This window comes from Promicromonospora soli, assembly GCF_014653785.1.
Lineage (GTDB): Bacteria > Actinomycetota > Actinomycetes > Actinomycetales > Cellulomonadaceae > Promicromonospora > Promicromonospora soli.
The window spans coordinates 123,572-143,089 of sequence record NZ_BNAS01000010.1 but is presented as its reverse complement, the minus strand read 5'-3'; the positions used below and the strand labels follow the sequence as shown (position 1 = coordinate 143,089).

The 19,518-nt window shown below is 73.1% G+C and carries 19 protein-coding genes, 1 rRNA gene and 1 riboswitch; of the genes, 9 read left to right on the top strand and 11 right to left on the bottom strand.

Annotation, left to right across the window (positions count from 1 at the left end):
• Positions 1–120: 120 nt before the first annotated feature.
• A 5S ribosomal RNA gene (gene rrf, locus IE250_RS23495) occupies positions 121–237 on the top strand.
• Between the two features lie 180 nt (positions 238–417).
• Entirely contained in the window at positions 418–1,674 is a 1,257-nt protein-coding gene (locus tag IE250_RS23490; RefSeq protein ID WP_189671742.1) for an AGE family epimerase/isomerase, read from the top strand.
• Positions 1,675–1,780: 106 nt separating this feature from the next.
• Here IE250_RS23490 and IE250_RS25095 read toward each other — a convergent pair whose 3' ends face one another.
• Positions 1,781–4,054, bottom strand: coding sequence for an ABC transporter permease (locus tag IE250_RS25095; protein WP_189671741.1), 2,274 nt, complete (start codon positions 4,052–4,054; stop codon positions 1,781–1,783).
• Positions 4,051–4,845, bottom strand: a complete 795-nt coding sequence (gene modA / locus IE250_RS23480; RefSeq protein ID WP_229872717.1) for a molybdate ABC transporter substrate-binding protein — start codon at positions 4,843–4,845, stop codon at positions 4,051–4,053. The genes IE250_RS25095 and modA overlap by 4 nt, the downstream gene beginning before the upstream one ends.
• A 54-nt stretch (positions 4,846–4,899) precedes the next feature.
• On the opposite strand from modA, the gene IE250_RS23475 reads away from it, so the two are divergent.
• From IE250_RS23475 to IE250_RS23465, 3 genes are all read left to right on the top strand, one after another.
• Positions 4,900–5,358 (top strand): RrF2 family transcriptional regulator, encoded by a 459-nt coding sequence (locus IE250_RS23475; protein WP_189671740.1) that lies wholly within the window; start codon positions 4,900–4,902, stop codon positions 5,356–5,358.
• A gap of 167 nt (positions 5,359–5,525) precedes the next feature.
• Positions 5,526–6,461: a sulfite exporter TauE/SafE family protein gene (locus tag IE250_RS23470; protein WP_189671739.1), complete on the top strand. Its 936-nt coding sequence runs from the start codon at positions 5,526–5,528 to the stop codon at positions 6,459–6,461.
• Complete coding sequence (locus IE250_RS23465; RefSeq protein WP_189671738.1) at positions 6,458–6,955, top strand: MogA/MoaB family molybdenum cofactor biosynthesis protein; 498 nt, start codon at positions 6,458–6,460, stop codon at positions 6,953–6,955. Before IE250_RS23470 ends, IE250_RS23465 begins: the two co-directional genes overlap by 4 nt.
• A gap of 82 nt (positions 6,956–7,037) precedes the next feature.
• Here the strand turns inward: IE250_RS23465 and IE250_RS23460 are convergent, their stop codons facing one another.
• The 7 genes from IE250_RS23460 to IE250_RS23430 all read right to left on the bottom strand — a co-directional run bounded on the left by IE250_RS23460 (position 7,038) and on the right by IE250_RS23430 (position 13,714).
• A complete protein-coding gene (locus IE250_RS23460; RefSeq protein ID WP_189671737.1) occupies positions 7,038–7,277 on the bottom strand; it encodes a MoaD/ThiS family protein in 240 nt (79 codons plus the stop codon).
• Positions 7,274–7,744, bottom strand: a complete 471-nt coding sequence (gene moaC, locus IE250_RS23455) for a cyclic pyranopterin monophosphate synthase MoaC (protein WP_189671736.1) — start codon at positions 7,742–7,744, stop codon at positions 7,274–7,276. Before moaC ends, IE250_RS23460 begins: the two co-directional genes overlap by 4 nt.
• A gap of 30 nt (positions 7,745–7,774) precedes the next feature.
• Positions 7,775–8,908 (bottom strand): glycosyltransferase family 9 protein, encoded by a 1,134-nt coding sequence (locus IE250_RS23450; protein WP_189671735.1) that lies wholly within the window; start codon positions 8,906–8,908, stop codon positions 7,775–7,777.
• A gap of 105 nt (positions 8,909–9,013) precedes the next feature.
• On the bottom strand, positions 9,014–10,120 hold the full coding sequence (locus IE250_RS23445; RefSeq protein ID WP_189671734.1) for a glycosyltransferase family 9 protein: 1,107 nt from the start codon (positions 10,118–10,120) through the stop codon (positions 9,014–9,016).
• On the bottom strand, positions 10,117–11,682 hold the full coding sequence (locus tag IE250_RS25005) for an HAD-IIIA family hydrolase (RefSeq protein WP_189671733.1): 1,566 nt from the start codon (positions 11,680–11,682) through the stop codon (positions 10,117–10,119). The genes IE250_RS23445 and IE250_RS25005 overlap by 4 nt, the downstream gene beginning before the upstream one ends.
• 11 nt (positions 11,683–11,693) lie before the next feature.
• A complete protein-coding gene (locus tag IE250_RS23435) occupies positions 11,694–12,173 on the bottom strand; it encodes a carbamoyltransferase N-terminal domain-containing protein (protein ID WP_229872716.1) in 480 nt (159 codons plus the stop codon).
• 116 nt (positions 12,174–12,289) lie between these two features.
• Positions 12,290–13,714, bottom strand: coding sequence for an FAD-dependent oxidoreductase (locus tag IE250_RS23430; RefSeq protein ID WP_189671732.1), 1,425 nt, complete (start codon positions 13,712–13,714; stop codon positions 12,290–12,292).
• A gap of 195 nt (positions 13,715–13,909) precedes the next feature.
• On the opposite strand from IE250_RS23430, the gene IE250_RS23425 reads away from it, so the two are divergent.
• Entirely contained in the window at positions 13,910–14,686 is a 777-nt protein-coding gene (locus tag IE250_RS23425) for a PAS and ANTAR domain-containing protein (RefSeq protein WP_189671731.1), read from the top strand.
• A gap of 21 nt (positions 14,687–14,707) precedes the next feature.
• Here IE250_RS23425 and IE250_RS23420 read toward each other — a convergent pair whose 3' ends face one another.
• Positions 14,708–14,989, bottom strand: a complete 282-nt coding sequence (locus tag IE250_RS23420; RefSeq protein ID WP_189671730.1) for a DUF4235 domain-containing protein — start codon at positions 14,987–14,989, stop codon at positions 14,708–14,710.
• 38 nt (positions 14,990–15,027) lie between these two features.
• A riboswitch (TPP riboswitch) is annotated at positions 15,028–15,132 on the top strand.
• Here IE250_RS23420 and IE250_RS23415 point away from each other — a divergent pair.
• From IE250_RS23415 to IE250_RS23405, 3 genes are all read left to right on the top strand, one after another.
• Entirely contained in the window at positions 15,127–16,203 is a 1,077-nt protein-coding gene (locus IE250_RS23415) for a thiamine ABC transporter substrate-binding protein (RefSeq protein ID WP_189671729.1), read from the top strand. (Overlaps the previous riboswitch by 6 nt.)
• Positions 16,179–17,903, top strand: coding sequence for an ABC transporter permease (locus IE250_RS23410; protein WP_373301733.1), 1,725 nt, complete (start codon positions 16,179–16,181; stop codon positions 17,901–17,903). Before IE250_RS23415 ends, IE250_RS23410 begins: the two co-directional genes overlap by 25 nt.
• The gene (locus IE250_RS23405) at positions 17,903–18,637 is read left to right on the top strand and encodes an ABC transporter ATP-binding protein (protein ID WP_189671728.1); all 735 of its coding nucleotides are present in this window, start codon (positions 17,903–17,905) and stop codon (positions 18,635–18,637) included. Before IE250_RS23410 ends, IE250_RS23405 begins: the two co-directional genes overlap by 1 nt.
• A 119-nt stretch (positions 18,638–18,756) precedes the next feature.
• On the opposite strand, the gene IE250_RS23400 is transcribed toward IE250_RS23405, so the two are convergent.
• Positions 18,757–19,518 (bottom strand): ABC transporter permease, encoded by a 762-nt coding sequence (locus tag IE250_RS23400; RefSeq protein ID WP_189671727.1) that lies wholly within the window; start codon positions 19,516–19,518, stop codon positions 18,757–18,759.

The window sequence follows — 19,518 nt, the reverse complement described above, 5'->3', positions numbered from 1 at the left end:
AAAGTGTTGCTACGCGTCCACTATGCGGTTCCCGAGTCACGGGCACCAACCCCCACCACCACCCCCACAGCTTTCGTGCGGGTGAGTGGGCCGGCGGGGTTGCCTGATTCTCGACAGTGTTACGGTGGTCATAGCGTGGGGGAAACGCCCGGTCCCATTCCGAACCCGGAAGCTCAGCCCTACAGCGCCGATGGTACTGCCCTGGAGACGGGGTGGGAGAGTAGGACGCCGCCGGACATCTTTTCAGTGGGGGTGGAGGATTCTCCTCGAGGCCGAAGACGGCCCGGGGGAATCCTCCACCCTCACTTTTTTGCGCGCCCACACAACCCAGCACACCTGCCCGCACCATCCCGGCCGGCACCAGCTCCAGCCCGGACAACTTGCCGGCGATACAGCGGCCGCGGCTATCGTGGCGGGGTGAACGCAGACCCGACCCGCACTGCCGCGGGCACCAGCACCCAGCCCGCAGGCGCCGCCGAAGCCGCATGGCGCCGCGACCACTTCGTCTCGCTGCTGCGTTTCGCTGAGGGGTCGATCCGTGAAGACGGCGCCGCGTGCTGGCTCGACGACGCGGGACGGCCTGACCTTTCGCATCCCGTCGAGACGTGGATCACCGCGCGTATGGCGCACACTTTTGCCGTTGGCCATCTGCTTGGTGTGACCGGGGCCGAAGAGCACGCTGCACGCGCGATCGGGGGTCTTCGCGATGTACTGGCCGACGCCGAGTTCGGCGGATGGCTCGCCGCCCGGGGTGAGGGCGATGAGCTCGTCGGCAACAAGGAGGCCTACGCGCACGCGTTTGTCGTGCTCGCTGCCTCGACGGGCAAGGTCGCAGGAATTGCCGGCGCATCGGAGCTGCTCACTACCGCGCTTGCGGTGCTCGACGCGCGGTTCTGGGAGCCGGAGCGCGAGCTGCACCTGGACGAGCGGTCGCGCGACTGGTCCTCGACGTCGGACTACCGCGGCGTGAACGCGAACATGCACGCCGTCGAGGCGCTGCTCGCGGCCCATGCCGCCACCGGTGATCGGCTGTGGCTGGAACGGGCGGCGGCGATCGGCGACCAGGTGGTGCGCTGGGCACGGTCGAACGACTGGCGGATCCCCGAGCACTTCGACACGGCCTGGAATCCGTTGCTGGAGTACAACGCGGACCGGCCGCGCGACCAGTTCAAGCCCTACGGGGCGACACCTGGACACGGGCTCGAGTGGGCTCGTCTCCTGCTACAGATCGACGCGGAGGCCGGTACAGACGGCCGCCGGACCGGGGCGGCCGCCGCGCTCTTCGACCGCGCGGTCGAAGACGGCTGGGATGCCGAAGGCGGGGGCGGCTTCGTCTACACCACCAACTGGGCCGGCGTACCCGTGGAACCGCGCCGATTCCACTGGGTGGCGGCCGAGGGTGCTGCCGCCGCGCACGTGCTGGGGCGCGTCACCGGAGAAGCGCGCTACACCGAGCTCGAGCGCGAGTGGTGGGCCTGGATTCGAGAGCACCTCCTCGACACCGAGCACGGGTCCTGGCACCACGAGCTCGACACGGAGAACCGTCCGTCGGGCCGTACGTGGGTCGGCAAGCCCGACATCTACCACGCCGCCCAGGCAGTGATCCTGCCCGAGCTGCCGCTCACTGGTTCCTTCGCGGCCTCCGCACAGCGGGCGGGCCAGATCCTGGCCTGACGACGGCGCTGCGCCTACGTCTAAAACGCCCTGGGGTACCGATCCGAGCTCGGATCGGTACCCCAGGGCGTTCTCGACGTCTCGGGCGAGTCGGCGGACCTGGGACTCAGCGCGGGAGGACCGTCACCTCTGCCGCCTTCACCACGAACCAGAGCCGCTCCCCGGGCGCCAGCCCGAGCTCGGCGACCGCGGCGGGCGTGAGGTCGGCCGCGATCTGGGGCGCAGCGCCGCCGCTCCTGTCGGCGCCAGCACCGGTACCGGCACCGCTGTTGTGGCCTCCGGCGTCGTCGGCGCTCCGCGCAGCGGCCCATACACGCAGCAGAGGGCCGTGCGGCTCGATCGCCGTCAGCACCACGGGGAACGCGTTGCGAGGGCTCCCGCCCGGCGGATCGCGGTGCACCGACACGGCGCGTGGCTCGAAGAGCGCGACGGCTTCGGTGTCGTCGGCGAGCACCTCCTCGGCCGTCCCGTGGACCTCGCCGAGGGCGGTGGACAGCGTGGCGCCCGACGCTTCGACGGACACCATGCGGCGTTCCGGGCCGAGGCCCTCCGCGGCTACCAGAACCCTCCCCACCAGCAGGTTCACCCCTGCGAACCGGCCGCCGAACGTTGATCGCGGACGGGCGAGCACCTCGGCGGCCGGCCCGTCCTCGACGACGCGGCCCTCCTCGAGCACGACCACGCGGTCGGCGAGCTGGGCGACGTCCAAGAGGTCGTGCGTGACGAGCAACGTGGTGCGCGGGGCCGAGCGATGCGCGGCCTGCAGCAGGAGACGGGCGTGCTGCGCGGCGCCGACGTCGAGCGCGGAGAACGGTTCGTCCACGAGGAGCACGTCCGGGTCGGTGGCGAGGGCCCGCGCGATCGCGACGCGCTGCGCCTGGCCACCCGAGAGCTCGTGCGGCCGACGTCCGGCAAGGTGCGCGGCGCCGACGTCGGACAGGAGGGACTGCGCCAGAGCCGCGGCCGTGCCGTGCGGCACTCCACGCGAGACGGGGCCGAAGGCCACGTTGCCCGCGACGGACAGGTGTCGCAGCAGCGGGGCGCGCTGCCCGAGCCAGCCGACGCGGCGGTCGCGAGGCGGCGCCGCCCGTACGCCGGGACCCGCGAGGACGCGGTCGCCGATGGTCACCGTGACGTCCCCGCGGTGACCGCCGAGACCCGCTACGGCCTGGAGCAGGGTCGACTTGCCGGCGCCGTTCGGCCCCAGGATGGCGACGACCTCACCGGCGGGCACGTCGAGGGCGACGTCGACGCCGCGCTCCGGGACCCGGACTCGCAGCGACAGCGGGACGGGCGGACGCGCGCCGTCGGACAGTGGCCCGCCGGCCGACGGCTCGCCAGCCTGCCCGCCGCCAGCCTGCCCGCCGCCAGCCTGCCCGCCGCCAGTCTGCGCGTCGCCAGTCTGCGCGTCGCCAGTCTGCGCGCCGGCGGCCGCCGGCGACTCGCGAGACGATCCGCTCAGCGACCAGTTCGACCAGGAGGCCCGGTTGGCCGGGTCGCGGGGCTCGGTACCCAGCCTCCCGCTCGAACGAGGCGAGCCGCCTGGCCCGGGCACGTCGCGAGACGTCGGCCCGGGCGACTCCCCGCCCGGCAGCACGGCCTCTGAAACCTGCGGGAACCACGGCCCGTATGCCGCGACGATGATCGCCAGCGCGACCACCACGAGAACGAGGGAGAGCGCGACGGCGGCGTCGGGGTCGGAGGAGCGCTGGAGGTAGATCTCGAGGGGAAGGGTCTGGGTGACGCCCTGGAGCGCGCCCGCGAACGTGATTGTCGCGCCGAACTCGCCGAGTGCACGCGCGAAGGCGAGGACCGTCCCGGAGACCAGCGCCGGCGCGAGGGCGGGCAGCGTCACCCGCAGCAGCACCCGGGTAGGCCGCGCTCCGAGGGTCGCCGCGACGTCCTCGTGCGCGGTGTCGTGGGACCGCAGGGCGCCGTCGAGCGTCAGGACCAGGAACGGCAGGGCGACAAACGCCTGCGCCAGCACCACGGCGGCCGTCGTGAACGGGACCCGCACGCCGAGGCCCTCGAGGGCGCCGCCCAGCAGCCCGCTCCGTCCCAGCAGAGTGAGCAGCGCGAGGCCGCCGACCACCGGCGGCAGCACGAGGGGCAGGAGCAGCAGGGCGCGCATGATCCGGCGTCCGGGGAACGACGCCCGCGCCAGCAGCAGCGCGAGCGGCACGCCGAGTGCTATGCACAGGAGCGTGGCGACCACGGAGGTACGCAGCGACAGCCACAGCGCGTCGCGGGCGCCCGGGGACGTAAGGAGCGGCCCGAGCGAGCCGACGTCGACCCGCGTGAGCAGGGACGCGACCGGCAGCACCACCAGCAGCGCGCCGAGCGCGGCCGGGGGGACCACCCACCGCGGAAGGCCGTTCACGGCGCGCCGAACCCCGCCTCCGACAGCGCCGACCGGCCCTCTTCGCCGGTGACGAGGGCTATCCACTCGTCGGCCAGGTCGGGTGACGGCGCTTCGGAGAGCGCCGCGACGGGGTACCGGTTGACGACGTCGGCGGCCTCGGGGGTGGGGATGGTCTTGACGTCGTCGGGCTGGGTGGCGGCGTCGGTGACGTAGACGAGGCCGGCGTCGGCCTCGCCGAGGGCTATCTTGGCCAGCACGTCCGTCACGCTCGGCTCCTCGCTCACGGTGTGCGGGGCGACGCCGGCGCCGTCCGCCACCGCGGCGGCAGCCCGGCCGCACGGAACCTCTGGTGCGCAGAGCACCACGTCGACATCGCGTCGTCCCAGGTCAGCCAGGCTCCGGACGTCCCCGGGGTTGCCGGTCGGCACCACTATCGTGAGCACGTTCGTGGCGAAGAGGGTGGGTGCGGCGACCAGGCCTGCGTCAGACAGGCGGGCCATCGTGGTCTCGTCCGCGGTGGCGACGACGTCGGCGGGGGCGCCCGCCTCGATCTGGTCGGCGAGGTCGGAGGACCCGCCGAACGACAGCGTCACGTCGATGCCCGGGTGCTCCTCCTCGAAGGTCGTCTCGAGCGCGGCGAACGGCTCGCGCAGCGAGGCGGCGGCCAGCACCGTCAGCGTCTCGCTGCCCGACGCCGGCCCGCACCCCGCCAGGACCGCACCAACCACCCCGAGCGCCGCGCTCGCAGCGAGGCCGCGGGCGAGCGCCCCGCTCCGGGCGGCGGCGAGTAAGGTCACAAGAGTCGACACGGTGCCGAGGCTATCCCGGCGTACTGTGCGCGACGTACAGGAGAGAATGAGTCCATGAGGATCTCCGCACGAGCCGACTACGCCGTCCGGGCAGCCGCCGAGCTGGCGGCCGCCGACCAGGACGGGCCTGTCCGCGCCGAGGCCCTGGCCCGGGCGCAGGACATCCCGCACCGCTTCCTCGAGGGAATCCTGAGCGATCTGCGCCGCGACGGTCTGGTCACGAGCCACCGTGGCGCGGGCGGCGGCTACCGGCTGGCACGGCCGGCCTCGACGATCACGATCGCCGACGTCGTTCGGGCCGTGGACGGGCCGCTGGTCTTCGTCCGCGGCAACCGACCGTCCGACCTGGAGTTCCAGGGTGCGGCCGCACCGCTCCTGCACGTGTGGGTGGCGCTGCGGGCCAACGTGCGCGCGGTGCTGGAGGCGGTCTCCCTCGCCGACCTGGTGGCGGGCAAGCTGCCGGAGGATGTCCGGGCGCTGACCCAGGGCGAGTCGGCCTGGTCCAACTCCTGAGCCGGGTCGAATTCCAAAGAATCAGGGAGGTTTCACCCCTTCAGCATGCGGATTTATCCGATGCTTGAGATGCTCGTTGTTTCCGACCGGGTTAGATGGTTACCTTGGTCGCAGGCCCTTCTGTGTGGCTGTGCTGTAGTTCCCGGACCCGGAAGGTCACGAAGACCATGAGAACCCTGATACTGCTGGCCCTCGTCGGCATCGGCGCCCAGCTGGTGGACGGCAGTCTGGGCATGGCCTACGGCGTCACCTCCACCACGCTGCTGCTCGCTATCGGCACCAACCCCGCCGCGGCGTCGGCCACCGTGCACCTCGCCGAAATCGGCACCACCCTCGCGTCCGGCGCAGCGCACTGGCGCTTCGGCAACGTGGACTGGAAGGTCGTGGCCCGCATCGGCATCCCCGGTGCGATCGGTGCGTTCGCCGGTGCGACGTTCCTGTCGTCGCTCTCGACCGAGATCGCCAAGCCGGTGATGTCGCTGATCCTGCTGGGGCTGGGCATCTACGTGCTGCTCCGCTTCACGCTGCAGGGCCTGCCCGCGCGCTCGGACAAGCCGCTGCGCCGTCGTTTCCTCACCCCGCTCGGCCTGGTTGCCGGCTTCATGGACGCCACCGGCGGTGGTGGCTGGGGCCCCGTGGGCACGCCCGCGATCCTGGCGAGCGGCCGCCTGGAGCCGCGCAAGGTGATCGGCTCGATCGACACCAGCGAGTTCTTCGTCGCCATCGCGGCCAGCATCGGCTTCTTCGTCGGCCTCAGCGGTGAGGGGATCGACTTCACCTGGGTGCTGGCCCTGCTCATCGGTGGCCTGATCGCCGCGCCGATCGCCGCCTGGCTGGTGCGGCTCGTGCCGCCGCGCGTCCTTGGGTCGCTCGTGGGCGGCGTCATCGTCCTCACGAACTCGCGCACGCTGCTCAGCAGCGACTGGATCGCCGCCACCGACCCCGTGAAGACCGCCGTGTACGTGGTGATCTGGGTCGTCTGGGCCGCCGCCGTGGCGTGGTCGGTGCGCGCGTACCGCCGGGCCAAGGCCGCCGAGGCCGCGCAGCTCCTGGAGTCCGAGACCACGTCCAAGGAGCCGGAGGCCGATAGCGTGTCGGCATGACGTCCGACCGGGTAGCGGTGATCACCGTCTCCGACCGTTGCGCACGCGGTGAGGCCGAGGACCGGTCCGGCCCGACGGCCGTGTGGATCCTGCGGCAGGCCGGCCTCACCGACGTGGCCACCCACCTGGTGCCCGACGGCGTCGAGCCGGTCCGCGACGTGCTGCGGACCGCGCTCGACGACGGCGCCCGGCTGGTCTTCACCACCGGCGGAACGGGGATCACGCCGCGCGACCTCACACCCGAGGGCACGCGCGAGGTGCTCGATTACGAGGTCCCGGGGATCGCTGAGGCAGTCCGCCAGCGCGGCACCGGTGCGGGGGTGCCCGCCGCCGCGCTCTCCCGCGGGCTGGCGGGCGTGGCCAGTGCCTCGGACGGGACGCGCGCGCTCGTGGTGAACCTGCCGGGGTCGTCCGGTGGTGTCCGGGACGGGCTCGAGGTGGTGCTCAACCTCTGGCGGCACGTGCGGTCGCAGCTCGACGGCGGCGACCACTGACCCCGCACCGTTGGTTGTGGGCGTGATCGTTGCGGCAACCTGCCCGTTCTAGGCGCAACGATCGCGCCCACAACAAGTGGGGTTAGCCGCCCGCGAAGGGGGGGAGCACGTCTATCGTGACGCCGTCCGGGATCTCCGCCTCGTCCTCCGTCGTGCGGGCGCCCGCGACCAGCAGGGCACACTTCGGCAGCACGGCGCCCAGGCCCGGGTGGGCAGCGGTGAGGGTGCTGCGCAGGGCGGCTACCGACGTCGGGCCGCCAAGCTGTTCCGTGGTGAGGCCGGCCGCCTCCCGGGCACCCGCGAAGTAGCGGACGGTGATCATTCCGCGCGCACCCAGTCGCCCGACTTGCCGCCCGTCTTCCGCTCCAGGCGCACGTCCGCGAGCGAGACGGACTTGTCCAGGCCCTTGACCATGTCGACCACGGCGAGGCCCGCGACGGCCACAGCCGTGAGAGCCTCCATCTCGACGCCCGTGCGGTCGGCCGTGCGGACGGTCGCCGTGATGGCCACGCCGTCGTCGGACACCTCGAGGTCCACGGCTGCGCCGTGCACGCCGATCACGTGAGCCAGCGGCAGCAGGTCCGGCGTCTTCTTGGCCGCGGCGATGCCGGCGATACGCGCCACCGCCAGCACGTCCCCCTTGGGCACGGCGCCGTCGCGCAGCGCCTGCACGACGGCGGGACCGCAACGGACCATGCCCGACGCCGTCGCGGAGCGGATGGTCGGCTGCTTGGCGGTGACGTCGACCATGCGGGCTTGGCCGCGGTCGTCCAGGTGCGTGAAGCTCACGGCACCAGGGTGTCATGCCCCAGCCCGACATCACACTGGCCAGGACGGAGCTGGGCTGGAAACCTCAGCTCTCGTCGTCGGATGGCTTGGCTTGGACGGTGTCATGGTTCCGCGCGGGGTCGCGGGGAGCGGCATGAGCGCCGACTCGCACGCGGCGACCACGTCCTCGGCCGGCACCCTGGCGAGGGCTGGGTCCAGGCGGTCGGCGTTCGGGTCACGCGGCGGTGTGCCGGGCTCGTCGTGCCAGATGACCAGGTGCCGGTCCCGGTCGATCGCCGGACCCCAGAGCTCGGGCGGGGTAGGCCCGAACAGCGTGACGGAGGGCGTGCCGTACGCGGTGGCGAGGTGAGCGACGCCGGTATCGGTGCTGACGAGGAGCCGGGCCGTGGCCACGATTTCGGCGAGGGCCGGTACGGCGAGCTCTCCCGAGAGATCGCGTACCGCACCCGCGCCGTGGGTAACGGCCTGCAGCCGTACCCGGGCGCAGAGGCCCCGCTCGGCCGGTGATCCGGTCAGGGTGACGCTGTGGCCCCACTCCGTGAGGGCGGTGACGACGGCGGCCCACCGGGAGGCAGGCCAGCGGCGGGCATTGGCGGCTGCCCCGGGGTGGACTATGACATCTGCCCGCCCGCCCATCCGTGCCCGCCCGCCCTTCTGTGCCCACCCGTCGGACTGAGCTTGCCCCGGCTCCTGACTGCCCCGCCCGCCCGGCGGGTCCGGCGGGCCGAGGCGAAGATCGTCGGGCTCGCAGGGGCCGCCAACGCTCCGGACGAGCCGGCACCAGCGCAGCACCTCGTGCTCGGCGTCGTCCCAGTCGGGTCCGATGTGGCCGACCTCGGAATTGTCGTAGGCGATCAGGGCGTCCGGCCGGGTGGCCAGCAGGATCCGGTGGCTCTCAGGCCCGCGGCCGTGCAGGTTCACCGCGAGGCATCCAGGCGCGTCCTGCGCGCCGCCGGGCCCGGCCCACGGCCAGGGGAGCCGAATCAGCCCTTGCGTCGGTAGCACGGCGTCGACGACCCCGAGATCGGCCAGCCACTGGCCGAGGGTCGCGGGCGCGGCGAGCACCACCCGGTGCCCGGGCCATGCCCGTCGCACCCCGCGGAGCGCGGCCACGCCGGTCAGGGTGTCGCCCAGCCCCAGCGCACGCAGCACGAGGACGGTCATGGCCGGCTCCAGGCGATGTGCTCGATCATGGCCACGACGCCTCGCCCGAGGCCATGACGAGCAGGGCGGTGGTCCACGACCCGTGGACGTGCCAGAGCACGATCCTCATCGGGGCCTCCCCTCGCCGCGGGGCTGCCCCGCTTCGGCCGGCGCTCGGGGCGCCAGGCGCGTGAGGCGCGTGACGGCGTCGGACACCTGGTCGGGCGTGACCGACGCGAGGCACGGGTGACCCGGCACCGGGCACTCGCGGGCCCGCGTGCCACGGCACGCGGCGCCCTGGTCGCCGAGGACGAGCCGGGGTACCCCGTAGGGCGCCCACCGGTCGGCCGGGACCACGGGGGCGAACAGACTGACCACCGGCGTGCCGACCGCCGCGGCCAGGTGCGCCGGGCCGGTGTTCCCGACCACCACGCACGCAGCCGCCTCCAGGACGGCGGCGAGCTGGCCCAGGTCGGTACGGCCGCCCAGGTCCGTTGCGTGGCTGCCCGCCACGTACGCGGTGAGGTCCCGTTCCGCGGCGGAGCCGGTCACGAGCACGTCCCAGCCGTCGCGCGCGAGACGGGCGGCCATGGCACGGGCGTCCTCCGGCAGCGGCGCAAGGGCGGACACGGAGGCCCCCGGGTGCACGACGACGGAACGCTGGCCCAGGGCGCCCTCGACACCCAGCGGCCGCGCGGCCGACGCCGGCACGCGGGGCAGCGGCCGGCGGACAGCGAGCAGCCCGTCGTCGGCCACTGGCAGACGGGCGCCGGCCTGGTCGGCGAGGTCGAGGGCTGCCTCCACCTCGTGCAGCCCCGGTCCGCGGCGGTGCCGCACGTCCAGCAGCGAGCCTGGGTTGTCCTCGCTCGTGCCGACGATGCGGCCCACGCCTGCGAGGCGGGCGAGCAGCGCCATCGGGAGCGACGACTGATGGAACGACGTGAAGATCACGGCGAGCTGATATCGGCGCGCGGTGAGGCCGGCCACGAGGTCCAGGACCGCCTCCGGGGAGACCCGGGGCGGTTCGTCGCCCGACCACGGCGCGTCGAACCGGAGGATCTCCGTGACGCCCGGCAGCAGGTCAGCGGCCTGCAGGCCGGAGCCGGAGACCAGGAGGTCCACCTGGTCGTACGTAGCGGCCAGCGCGCGCACGGCGGGTCCGGTCAGGAGCACGTCCCCGTCGCTGTCGAGCCGGACGGCGAGCACCCGGACAGGTCGTGTCGCGGCGGTCATAGCAGGGTCACCGCCTCGTCCAGCGTGGCGGCCACCACGGGAGCGGCGGACAGCTCCTCACGGCGGGTGACTTCGGTGGGCACCAGGACGCTTCGCGCGCCGGACGCGACAGCGGCGCCGATGTCGGCGCCGATGTCTCCCACTACCGTGCACTCGATCGGAAGTACGCCGAGCGCCGCGGCCGCCCGCAGCACGAGCCCCGGCTCCGGCTTGCGGCAGGTGCACTCGTCCTCGGGGCTGTGCGGGCAGCGCTGCCAGGTGTCGAACGGGCCCAGCAGCCGGCGGACCTGCTCGTCAACGGCGTCCACCTGCGCGGTGGTCAGCAGACCGCGGCCGATGGCCGACTGGTTCGACACCACGCCGACCCGCAGGCCGTCGGCTCGTAGCTCGTCCAGCACGCGGCGGGCGCCGGGGACCGGCTCGACGGCCCTCGGGTCCCCGTTGTAGGGCACGTCGCGGATCAGGGTGCCGTCCCGGTCGAACAGGACGGCCCTGACCGGTGGCGGCCAGGGCGGCACGCTCCCGCCGAGCCGCCGCCGCCACTTCCAGGCGCCTCGCGCGCGGTGGGCGACGGCGGCGAACGGGATCAGCACGCTGGTCGCGGCCATGCGCCGCAGCTCGGTGCCGTAACCGTCGTCACCGCGCTGCGGACCGGGCGCGAGGCGCTTCCGGGCGAACCCGGCGGTGAGGCCCGCCCAGGCCGCGCCCGCGAGAAGTGCGGTCGTGCGGACAGCGCCCCGGTCCCGTCCGGCGGGGCTGGCTGCGGCCAAGCCACCGCCGAGCGCCGTCACGCCGGCCGCCGCCGTCGCGACATGCCACGGCAGGCGGCCCTGGCCGGCCCCGGTGACCGTGCGCCAGTGGCGGCCGTGCAGGGCGTGCAGCAGCGCGTCGTCCGCGTTCCCGGCCTGGGCGCGCACGCTCGCCAGGCTCCCGGCGGGCCGGACGGGGTGCTCGACGAACCGGATCCCGTGCTCGAGCTCCCAGTTCGACCCGCGCAGGCGCGCGGCCAGGTCGGCGTCCTCCCGGTATGCCCGGGGGAAGCGTTCGTCGAAGCCGCACACCGTCACCAGGGCGGCCCGGCGGTAGGCCATGTCGGCGGCCGCCCACTCCGCGCTCTCCAGCCCGGCCGTGTTGCGTTCTAGATCGGTCGGCGGCCGGTGCTTCGGCAGGGGCACCACGATCCTGCCCTGCACGCCGCCGACGTTCGGGCCGGCGGCGGCCAGGTCCTGCGCCAGGGCGACGGCCCAGAGCTGCGGGACCACGACGTCGTCGTCCAGGAAAGCCACCCACTCCGTGCGGACGCTGCGCCAGCCCGCGTTGCGTGCGGCGGCGGGGCCGCGCCCGCCGGTGCGCAGCGTGCGGACGCCTGCCACCGGGTCGGGACCGAGCTCGAGCGGCGGGTTGTGCTCGCCGGACGCGCCGGCCGGGAACGGGCGGTCGTCGACCACCACGACGTCGAGCGGCTCCGGGCCTTGGGTCGATGCCGCCCGGAGCGAGGCGAGCAGCGCGCCGAGCTCGGGGCGGCCGACCGTCGGGATCACTATTGAGTACGACGGTGCCATGGGGCACCTCCTCACGGGTCTGCGGGTGCGAAGACGTCTGTGCGCATCGCCAGGAGCCGGGGCTGCGAGTCGTCCACGGTCTGGATGGCGAGCGCCGCCGATGCGGCGTGCGACACCTCGTGCGGCACGAAGCGCACGGCCGCCGGGTTGAGCCCTGGCAGGGCGCTGGCGGTGAACTGCGGCGCCCGCTCCGCGTACCGCAGCCGCAGCCAGTCCCACGGGTCGAGCAGGCCCATCTCGTCGGACGGCTTGGCCAGGGCGGGATCGAACGAGTACGCCACCGGGTCCAGGTCCCCGGGCGCCAGTCCGCCGACGTCGAGGCACCAGCGCATCGCCTGCTCCGGCAGCTCCCAGGCCCCGAACGGGACTGGACGATTACCGTGCTTGCGCCGGGTGAACCGTTCTTCCTCGGCTGCGGCGTGTACGTGTCCGTCCAATACGAGGGCCGCCGACGGATCGTGGAAGAGCGCGTTCACGCCGAGAACTCGCACAGCGACCTCCACGTCTGGTCGTCACCGGGCTTCTTCCGGTCCTTCTACGTTCGGGTCGCGGAGAATCACTCGCATCTCGAACCGCTTCTCGGCGTCCTTCCCCGCATCCGTGCGGGTCAGCGCGGTGCGAGGCCCTCCGTGGCGGGGCCTTCGAGCCGTGCGCCATCCGGGGCGAAACGGGAGCCGTGCACCGGGCAGTCCCACGACTGTTCCTGGTCGTTCCACCGCACGACGCCGCCGAAGTGCGGGCAGACCCGGGACACGCGCCTGGCCCCTGCCCGCTGTCCCGTCGGGCGGGTCACGGCGCACGCCCAGCCCTTGGTCTGCTCGCCGAAGGTCGCCGCGGTGCGCGCGCTGGGCCGAGCCGGTCGCGCCCACGGTTCGAGCACCGGACCCCACTCGACGGGGTCGCCGAGGATGCGGCCGGCGAGAGCCAGTCCCGCGGCGGCGCCGTTGGTGAGCCCCCACTTGCCGTAGCCGGTGGCCACGAGCATCCGTTCGTCACCCGGTACGGCCGGTCCGACGAACGGCAGGCCGGTGTCGCTGCTGTAGTCCTGGGCCGCCCAGGCGTGGTGGGAGGACCCCACGGGAAGGTGTGTGCTGGTCCACTCGTCGAGCGCCGCCAGCCGCCGGGCCGGGTCCGGCTCCCGGCCGACCGTATAGCCCTCGCCGCCCACCATGAGCAGCCCGTTCGCCGTGCGGAGCGAGCGGACGGGGGGCCCGGCAGTGATCGACATGGTCTCGGTGAACCCGGGCGGAAGCGCGCCGGGGTCGGTCACCTCCCACGTCGTGAGCAGGCTGCGGCCCGCGTCCAGCCGCAGGATCAGTCCGCCGAGCCGGCCGGGCGGGACGCCGGTGGCCAGGACCACGCGGTCGGCGAGCACGGTGCCGCGGGTGGTGCGCAGCGCGACACCGGACCGGCGCCTGAGCACCTGCCGGACCCGCGCGCCGTCGTACACCGTGACGCCGCGGGCGCGCAGGTCCGCGCGGAGCGCGGAGAGCATGCGCAGCGGGTCGACCTGGCCCTGGCCCGGCAGGCGCACCGCGCCGAAGGACAGCGCCGGGTACGGCGGATCTTCCTCCCACTGCGCGGCGAGTCCCTGGCGCGCGCAGATCGCCAGGACGGCGTCGACGTCGGCCACCTGTTCGGCGGTGGTCGCGACCGTGAGGTCGTCCCGGTTCTCCACGGGCACGTTGAGGTCCTCGAGGGTGCGGCGCAGCCACCCGAGGCCCGCGAAGTTTGCCGCGAGGTAGGCGCGGACCACCTCGTCGCCGTACCGTGCGACGCGCGTGAGCCGGGTGCCCTGCAGCACGGAGAGCTTGCCGGTCGAGCGGGCGGTGGTGGTGGTGCGGGCGTTGCCGGCGTCGAGCACCATGACATTCGCGCCGCCGTCGGCGAGCAGCTGGGCGGTCACCACCCCGGTGATCCCCGCGCCCACCACTACGACGTCGGCGCGCAGGGGGCCGGGGGCCATGATGCCGGGTGTGCCCGTGCCTGGGCCGCCCGGCTCTGTTGTCGCCTCGTGGGGGTTCTCGCTCACGGTGCACCTCCTGTGCCGGTGGTCGGTCCCTGGGCGGGCCTCTCCAGGCTGGCACGGGGGAACGGCACTCGCAGCGCGCTGGTCTCGCCGGACGCCAGAAAGGGGCTGTCCGAAATAGGGGAAGCGCCTTAGAATCGACGGCACGGAGTCATGAAGCGGCTCCTTGGTCCGTTCCGGATCTGGGAGGTTGAACAAATGCCCCCTTTCAAGCAGCCCAGGCTCACCGTCGTGGATGGCGCCGGAGGCGACGCCGCGACACAGCCCCCGAAGTTCTCGGCGGGCGATCTGGCCCACGCACTCGGTCTCGGGACCAATCTCCTGGTCGGCCGCTACCGCGTTGAGCTGGCCTCGGGCAACTGGTGGTGGTCCGACGAGGTCTACACCATGCACGGATGGAAGCGACACGAGGTCGAGGCCGGCCTTGACGCCCTCCGGTCCCGCAAGCACCCCGACGACCGGAATCGTGTGGTCCGCGCCGCGACCGAGGCCCTGCGGCTCGGCAGGCCCTTCGCGTGCGCGCACCGCATAGTCGACCGTAATGGTCGCACCCGCGAGGTGGTCGTCATCGGCCAGGGCTCGCGGGGCAGCCACGGCGCGTCCCCGGAGCTGCTCGGCTACGTCGTGGACGTCACTCCCGTCCAGAAAGAGGCGCTGGCCCGCAGGGCGGCCGGAGTGGTCGCCCGAGCTTTCGTCAGCCAGGCGGTGATCGAGCAGGCCAAGGGTGTCATCGTCGCGGTGCGTGGCGTGTCCGACGAGACCGCCGGACGCGTTCTGACCGAGGCCGCGAGCAAGGCAGGCATCCCGCTGCGCCTCGCGGCCGACCAGGTCATGACCGCGCTGCGGGCGGACAACGAGAAGGTAGGGGTCACGCAGGCCGCGCTGAACCGAGCGCTCGACGCCGTCCAGCCGGTGGGCCGGCCGCGGGGTCACGACCCGCTGCTGACCCGGCGGCCGCGCAGGCTGCAGGTCTGAGCCGGCTCTGCGCGTGGCCGGCTACCCCGCTGCGCGGCGGGCGGCGAGCCGCACGGCCGCCTTCGAAGCGCCCTTCGCGGCCAGGCGCTTGGCGAACACCGCCGTCCCGGCGGCGACCGCCGCGAACACGGTTGCCTGCACCAGGTCCAGCTCCGGATCGTCCGGCTTGTTGGGCGCGTCCTTGCCTGTCACACCCTTCCAGATCATGCTGACCGCCTTCTGCGCGACCCATCCGGCCGCGAGCGTCAGGGCGAGAGTGCCAACCTTCTCGGCGAGTGTCTGATCCGTCTCATTCTTGGCCACCTTCACACCGTAGCCTCCGCCAGGCGACTAGGCTTCCTTGGATACGACAGGGGAGCGCCCCACGGCGCTGAGAGTGCGGCAAACCGCAGACCCTTGAACCTGATCCGGGTAACACCGGCGGAGGAAGTCGAGGCACGATGTTGCGTCTTTCCGGTGCCCACGTGGGCACCATCCAGGCCGGGGCGGTCGCCGTGGCGCTGCTGCTCGCAGGTTGTTCCGGCGGTTCCGGGTCCGGCGGCACCGAGACCGGCGAGGGCGACCCGACGGCGTCGGGCACGGTGACCCTGGTGACCCACGACTCGTGGGCGCTCGACGAGAAGCTGATCGACCGGTTCGAGCAGGAGTCCGGCATGACCGTCGAGGTCAGCGCGGCGGGCGACGCCGGGACCCTGGTGAACCAGCTGGTGCTGACCAAGGACGCCCCGCTCGGGGACGCCGTCTTCGGCATCGACAACACGTTCGCCTCCCGCGCGCTGGAGGCGGGCGTGCTCGAGGAGTACACGCCCGCTGCCCTGCCCGACGGCGCCGAGCAGGTCGGCGGGGCGCTCACCCCCGTCGACCAGGGCGACGTCTGCGTGAACGCCGACGAGGCCTGGTTCGAGAAGTCCGGCCTCGAGGTGCCGACGACCCTGGAGGACCTGGCGGACCCGCAGTACCGGGACCTGCTCGTGGTGACCAACCCGGCGACGTCGTCCCCGGGCCTCGCGTTCCTGGTCGCGACGATCGGGGCGTTCGGCGAGGACGGGTTCGAGGACTACTGGACCTCCCTCGTGGACAACGGCGTCAAGGTCGCCGACTCCTGGGAGGACGCGTACTACGTGGACTTCTCGGGTGCGGGCGAGGGCGGCGAGCGGCCGCTCGCGCTGTCGTACGCGACGTCGCCCGCGTTCACGGTGAGCAAGGACGGCTCGGAGTCCACCACCAGCGCTCTGCTGGAGACCTGCTTCCGGCAGGTCGAGTACGCGGGCGTGCTCGCCGGGTCCGACAACCCCGAGGGCGCCCAGGCCCTGGTGGACTTCCTGCTCACCCAGGACGTCCAGGCCGCGCTGCCGGAGTCCATGTACATGTACCCGGCGGACTCCTCGGTGCAGCTCCCCGAGGACTGGCAGAAGTTCGCACCCCAGGCCGACGCGCCGTTCGAGGTGGAGCCGGCCGAGGTGAGCGAGCATCGCGACGAGTGGATCGAGCGGTGGACCGAGACAGTGGTCGGCTGAGCCGGAGCCGGAGGGGCGGGCTGAGGCGTGGGCTGCGGCCCGCGCCCATCCTCTGGGGGGCGGCCGTCGCGATCCCCCTCGGCTTCCTCGCGATCTTCTTCGCGTGGCCGGTGGCCGCGCTCGTGGTCCGGGGCTTCGTATCCGACGGCGTGCTCGACCTCACCGGGTTCACCGAGGTGCTGTCCCGGCCCCGCACGTGGCGGCTGGTCGGGCTCACGCTGACCCAGGCGGCGGGTGGCACCGCCTTCTCGGTGCTGCTCGGCCTGCCCCTCGCCTACCTCCTGTACCGGCGGACGTTCCCGGGACGCGGCCTGGTGCGCGGGCTCGTGACCGTCCCGTTCGTGCTGCCGGCCGTGGTGGTCGGCGTCGCGTTCCGTGCCCTGTTCGCGCCGGGCGGCACCCTCGGGTTCCTCCGGCTCGAGGAGTCGCTGGCCGGGATAGTCGTCGCGCTCGTGTTCTTCAACGTGTCGGTGGTGGTGCGGACCGTCGGCGGTCTGTGGGAGCGGCTCGACCCGCGGACCGAGGAGGCCGCCGCGTCGCTGGGCGCGGGGCCCGCGCGGGTCTTCAGGACCGTGACGCTGCCGTCCCTGGGGCCCGCCATCGCGTCGGCGGCCTCGGTGGTGTTCCTGTTCTGCGCCACGGCCTTCGGCGTCGTGCTGGTGCTCGGCGGTGTGCGGTACGGGACCATCGAGACCGAGATCTGGACCCGGACCACTCAGTTCCTGGACCTGCGGTCGGCGTCGGTGCTGTCGATCCTGCAGCTCGTCGTCATCTCGGGGGCGCTGGCAGTGTCCGCGCGGGCCCGCCGCCGGCGCGAGGCCGCATTGCACCTCGTGTCGTCGCGCGGTTCGGCTCGGGCACTGTCCTGGCGTTCACCAGGGGACGCGACAGCGGCGCTGGTGGGTGCGGCGATCGTCGCCGGGCTCATCGTGCTGCCGCTGGCCGGGCTCGTGGCCCGGTCGTTCCGGGAGCCGGACGGATCCTGGGGCCCGGCGAACTACGTCGCGCTCGGGACCACCGGCGAGCGGAACGCGCTGGTCGTGACCGTATGGGAGGCGACGGCGACCTCGCTGCGGATTGCGCTGACCGCCACCGTGATCTCCCTGGTGGTCGGCGGGCTCGTGGCGCTGGTGGTGTCCCGGCGGCCGCGGTCGGTGGGCGCGCGCCGCGCCGTCGGGACGTTCGACGCCCTGTTCATGCTTCCGCTCGGCGTGTCCGCCGTGACCGTCGGCTTCGGGTTCCTCATCACCATGGACCAGCCCGTCCTGGGCGTGGACCTGCGGACCTCCGGGCTGCTCGTGCCGGTGGCGCAGGCCGTGGTCGCGATACCGCTCGTCGTGCGCACCGTGCTGCCCGTGCTGCGGGCGATCGACCCGCGGCTGCGCGAGGTCGCGGCAGTGCTCGGCTCTGGCCCTGGACGCGTGCTGCGGACCGTGGACCTGCCGATCGCACTGCGGTCGGTCGGGCTCGCGACCGGGTTCGCATTCGCGGTCTCGCTCGGCGAGTTCGGCGCTACGTCGTTCCTCGCGCGGCCCGACGGCGCCACGCTGCCCGTCGTGATCTTCCGCCTCATCGGGCGGCCCGGCGCGGAGAACTACGGGATGGCGCTCGCGGCGTCGGTGGTGCTCGCGGCACTGACCGCGACCGTGATGATGATGGCGGAGCGACTGCGCGACGAGCGCGCCGGAGGGGAGTTCTGATGGCGGGGCTGGAGATCCGGGAGGTGTCGGTCCGGTACGGGGCCTCGACAGGCTCGACCCGCGTCACGGCGGTAGACGGCGTCTCGCTGACCGTCGCACCGGGCGAGGTCGTCGCGCTGCTCGGCCCGAGCGGGTGTGGCAAGTCGTCGCTGCTGCGCGCGGTGGCCGGGCTGGAGCCGCTGGCGGGCGGTCGCGTGCTGTACGACGGCGAGGACCTCGCCGGGCTGCCGGTGCACAAGCGCCGGTTCGGGCTGATGTTCCAGGACGGCCAGCTGTTCCCGCACCGGGACGTGCGTCGCAACGTCGCCTACGGGCTGGAGACGCAGGACCTGTCCCGGGCGGAGCGGGACGAGCGGGTGACCGAGCTGCTCGGCCTGGTGGGGCTCGCCGGGTACGAGCAGCGGGCGGTGCCGACACTGTCCGGCGGGGAGCAGCAGCGAGTGGCCCTCGCGCGCGCCCTGGCCCCTCGGCCCCGCCTGCTGCTGCTGGACGAGCCGCTGTCCGCGCTCGACCGGCAGCTCCGGGAACGGCTCGCGGGCGAGGTGCGGGCCGCGCTGGTCGAGACCGGCACGACGGCGGTGTTCGTGACGCACGACCACGCCGAGGCTTCGGTCGTGGCCGACCGGGTGGGCGTGATGGACCGGGGCCGGCTGCTGCAGGTGGCAGCGCCGGACGAGCTGCGGACCGCCCCGGCGTCGACCCGTGTGGCGGAGTTCCTGGGCCTGCGAGGCTAGGCCGCTCCCGCTGGTCGAGCCTGTCGAGACCGGTCTCGACGGGGCTGAACGGCACGATCCTCAACCGGGCACAGTGGCTGTGTGCCGGTTGAGGATCGTGGTTCGAAGGTGGTGGGCGGTCAGGCGATCTTGCGCCTGTACGCGGCCATGGCGAACACGTAGGCGATCACGAGGATCCCGACGCACCAGCCCAGTGCGATCCAGATGTCGGCGCCGACCGGCTGCTGGGCCAGCAGGTCACGGATCGTGTTCACGATGGAGGTGACCGGCTGGTTCTCGGCGAACCACTGCACCGGGCCGGGCATGGTGTCGGTGGGCACGAACGCCGAGCTGACGAACGGCAGGAAGATGATCGGGTAGGAGAACGCGCTCGCGCCGTCCACGGTCTTCGCCGACAGTCCGGCGATGACCGCGATCCAGGTCAGGGCCAGGGTGAACACGATCAGGATGCCGGTGACGGCGAGCCAGTCCAGCACTCCTGCCCCGGAGCGGAAGCCCATGAGCAGGGCGACGAGCACGACCAGGACGATCGAGATCATGTTCGCGACCAGCGAGGTCAGCACGTGCGCCCACAACACGGACGATCGTGCGATCGGCATGGACTGGAATCGCTCGAAGATGCCGCCCTGCAGGTCCAGGAAGAGCCGGTAGGCGGTGTAGGCGATACCCGAGCCGATGGTGATGAGCAGGATGCCGGGCAGCAGGTAGTTCACATAGTCGTCCGTTCCTGTCTCGATCGCGCCGCCGAAGACGTAGACGAACATCAGCATCAGCGCGATCGGCGTGACCGCCGTCGTGATGATGGTGTCGGGGCTGCGCGAGATGTGTCGTAGGGACCGCCCCAGCAGGACGGTGCTGTCGCTGAAGAAGTGCTTGGTCAT

Excerpts from the sequence above, each read along its gene's own strand:
- IE250_RS23475 (WP_189671740.1), top strand. The coding sequence starts at position 4,900 with ATGAGGATCTCCGCACGAGCCGACTACGCCGTCCGGGCAGCCGCCGAG.
- IE250_RS23470 (WP_189671739.1), top strand. The coding sequence starts at position 5,526 with ATGAGAACCCTGATACTGCTGGCCCTCGTCGGCATCGGCGCCCAGCTG.
- IE250_RS23465 (WP_189671738.1), top strand. The coding sequence starts at position 6,458 with ATGACGTCCGACCGGGTAGCGGTGATCACCGTCTCCGACCGTTGCGCA.
- IE250_RS23460 (WP_189671737.1), bottom strand. The coding sequence starts at position 7,277 with ATGATCACCGTCCGCTACTTCGCGGGTGCCCGGGAGGCGGCCGGCCTC.
- IE250_RS23450 (WP_189671735.1), bottom strand. The coding sequence starts at position 8,908 with ATGACCGTCCTCGTGCTGCGTGCGCTGGGGCTGGGCGACACCCTGACC.
- IE250_RS23445 (WP_189671734.1), bottom strand. The coding sequence starts at position 10,120 with ATGACCGCCGCGACACGACCTGTCCGGGTGCTCGCCGTCCGGCTCGAC.
- IE250_RS25005 (WP_189671733.1), bottom strand. The coding sequence starts at position 11,682 with ATGGCACCGTCGTACTCAATAGTGATCCCGACGGTCGGCCGCCCCGAG.
- IE250_RS23425 (WP_189671731.1), top strand. The coding sequence starts at position 13,910 with ATGCCCCCTTTCAAGCAGCCCAGGCTCACCGTCGTGGATGGCGCCGGA.
- IE250_RS23415 (WP_189671729.1), top strand. The coding sequence starts at position 15,127 with ATGTTGCGTCTTTCCGGTGCCCACGTGGGCACCATCCAGGCCGGGGCG.
- IE250_RS23405 (WP_189671728.1), top strand. The coding sequence starts at position 17,903 with ATGGCGGGGCTGGAGATCCGGGAGGTGTCGGTCCGGTACGGGGCCTCG.
- IE250_RS23400 (WP_189671727.1), bottom strand. The coding sequence starts at position 19,518 with ATGACCAAGCACTTCTTCAGCGACAGCACCGTCCTGCTGGGGCGGTCC.